The sequence below is a fragment of the Rhodoferax sp. RT4P68 genome (assembly GCF_056521305.1).
This window is the reverse complement of sequence record NZ_JBWMBB010000042.1, coordinates 1-2,695: the sequence shown is the minus strand read 5'-3', so window position 1 is coordinate 2,695 and position 2,695 is coordinate 1. Positions and strand designations below refer to the sequence as shown.

Here is a 2,695-nt window from a genome sequence, read left to right as displayed (position 1 = left end):
GTGCGCGGGGGGCTGGGCGACGACACCATCGTCGGCGGCACGGGCAATGACGCGCTCTTCGGCGACGACGGCGACGACACCTTCACCTACACCATCGGCGACGGCAACGATGCAATCGACGGCGGCGCCGGCAGCAACGACCGGGTGAACATCCTGGGTGGCGCGGGCGCCACGGCCCAGACGCTCGTCGTGGTTCTGGCCGGCACGACGATTGCCAGCTTCGCGAACAGCGTGGCCATCGACGTCGAGTCGTTCACGGCCGACCTGCAAGCCGGGGTCGACACCCTGAGCTACGGCACGACGGCCACGGGCGTCACCGTCGGCCTGAACACCGGCACCGCGACGGGCTTCGCCGCCATCGCCAACATCGAGAACGTGACCGGCGGTGCGGGCAACGACACGCTCGTGGGCAACGCTGCCGCCAACGCGCTGATCGGCGGCGCTGGCGACGACGCCATGACGGGCGGCGCGGGGGCGGACAGCGTGAACGGGGGGGCCGGCAACGACACCTTCTTCGCCACGGCGGGCGACGGCAACGATGCCTACGTCGGCGCGGGCGGCGCCAACGACACCTACGACCTGTCGGGCACGGGCGCGGCGGCCATCGTCAACCTGGCGACCGGCACTGCCAGCAGTGCCGCCACCGGGGCCGATACCGTGGCCTCGATCGAGCGGGTCATCGGCACCTCGGCCGCTGACAACCTGACCGGGAGTGCGGGTGCCAACACGCTCGACGGCGGCGGCGGAGCGGACATCATCAACGCCGGCGGCGGAGCCGACGTGGTCAACGGCGGCGCCGGCAACGACATGCTGAACGGGGATGCCGGCAACGATGTCATCACCGGCGGTGCGGGCGCCGACACGGTGAACGGCGGTGTCGGCAACGACCGCTTCGTCGCCCTGGTGGGGGACGGCAACGACAGCTACATCGGCGGCGTGGGCACCGACACCTACGACCTGTCTGCCACAGCAGCGAACGCGACGGTGACCGCCACGTCGGCCACCGGTGCCGACATCGGAACGGACGCGCTCAACGCGGTCGAGAACGTCATCGGCAGCCAGGGCAACAACGTGATCACGCTGGACGCCGGCGCCAACCGTGTCGATGGCCAGGACGGAAACGACTCCATCAACACCGGTGCCGCCAACGACCTGCTCATCGGTGGACTAGGCGATGACGTGATGAACGGCGGTGTCGGCAACGACATGTTCCAGTTCGCGCCGGGCTTCGGGCACGACACGATCATCGGCTTCGACGCCAGCCCGGACGGGGTCAATGCGCAAGACCGCCTGGACATCGCGGGGCTCGGCATCACCGCGGGCGACTTTGCCGCCTCGGTGACCATCTCCGACATCGGTGCCAACACGCTGGTCGAGTTCGACGGGCTGAACTCGATCCTGTTGATGGGCGTGAACGGCGACGGCGTGAACGTGATCACGCAGTCGGACTTCATCCTGGCGGCCTGAAGACGATCGCCGACGGGCTGAAACCTCGACGCCAAGGGCCCGTGCGGTGCCGACCGCATGGGCGCTGGTGACGGTTTGAATTTCTGGTCAAACGGAGGATCGACATGAGCGAACAGAACGGGGCCGAAGCGGGCCCGCAGAGCGCCACCGGCGCCCAGCAGAATGCCCGAGCCATCTCAGACCCGCGCGACGTTGCCACGCTGGTGATGGCGCGCATGAACATGGTCAACACGCGCAAGGACGAGTTGACCATCGCGATCAAGGGGCTGTCCGACATCACCCAGCAGCTGGCCCGCAGCTACGCGCAGCAGTTGCTGGCGATCCAAGGGCTGAACCGGCGCGTCAAGGAGCTCGAAGAGGCGGCGTCTGCCAGAAGCCGCGTCGGCACCAACGGTGCGATGCCGCCCGAGCCCGCCCACAACACGCGGCCGCAGTGAGGCCCGCCCCCGCGAACGCGAGGAGCACGCCATGACCCCCCTGTGGAGCGAACTGCGACCGCTGCTGGGGTACATCGCGGGGTTCTCCTTCATCATCAACCTGCTGTTTCTGGTGCCGGCGTTCTTCACCTTGCAGGTGTTCGACCGCGTCCTGTCCAGCAACAGCCTGGACACGCTCGTGGTGCTGCTCGCGGGCGCCGGGGTGGCCCTGGTGATCCTGCTGCTGCTGGACTATGTGCGCACGCGCCTGCAGAACGTGCTGGGCAGTTTGCTGGACGAGCGGCTCTCGCCGCCAGTGGTGAGGGCCATCGTGCAGCGCGCGGCGCGCGCCCCCACCGGCGCGCGGACCGAGGGCATCCGCGATGTGGCGGCGCTTCGCACGGTGTTTTCCGCCAACGGCTTGATTGCCGTGTTCGATGCGCCCTGGGTGGTGGTCTATGTGGCGGTGATCTGGATGTTTCACCCGGCCCTGGGTCTGGGTGCTGCGTTCTCGGCGCTCCTGATGCTGATTCTGGCGTGGCTCAATGACCGCATCAGCCGCCGGGCACTGGAGGACTTGCAGCGCGACGCGCGTCGCGCCTCGCAGTATGTGGAAAGTTCGCTGCACAACGCGGAGGTGCTCCAGGCACTGGGCATGACGCAGCGCCTGCTGACGCGCTGGCGCACGCTGCAGGACCAGATCGCGGCGACACAGACCCATGCCAGCCGCAGTACGGTGGCTTTCACGGCAGCCACCAAGACGGTGCGCCAGGCGATCCAGATTCTCATGCTCGCGCTGGGGGCCTACCTGG

At 68.4% G+C, this 2,695-nt stretch carries 3 protein-coding genes; all 3 read left to right on the top strand.

Annotated features, from left to right (window positions below; all coding sequences use genetic code 11):
- Positions 1-1,467 (top strand): calcium-binding protein (locus AC099J_RS31530; RefSeq protein WP_479619259.1); only part of this gene is annotated, 1,467 nt, incomplete at its 5' end.
- Positions 1,468-1,571: 104 nt separating this feature from the next.
- Entirely contained in the window at positions 1,572-1,904 is a 333-nt protein-coding gene (locus tag AC099J_RS31525) for a hypothetical protein (protein ID WP_479619258.1), read from the top strand.
- A 31-nt stretch (positions 1,905-1,935) separates the two neighbouring features.
- Positions 1,936-2,695: ABC transporter transmembrane domain-containing protein (locus AC099J_RS31520; RefSeq protein WP_479619257.1), on the top strand; the 760-nt coding region annotated here is incomplete at its 3' end.

What these genes read in the sequence shown, in the direction of transcription:
- AC099J_RS31525 (WP_479619258.1), top strand. Translation starts at nt 1,572, where the DNA reads ATGAGCGAACAGAACGGGGCCGAAGCGGGCCCGCAGAGCGCCACCGGC.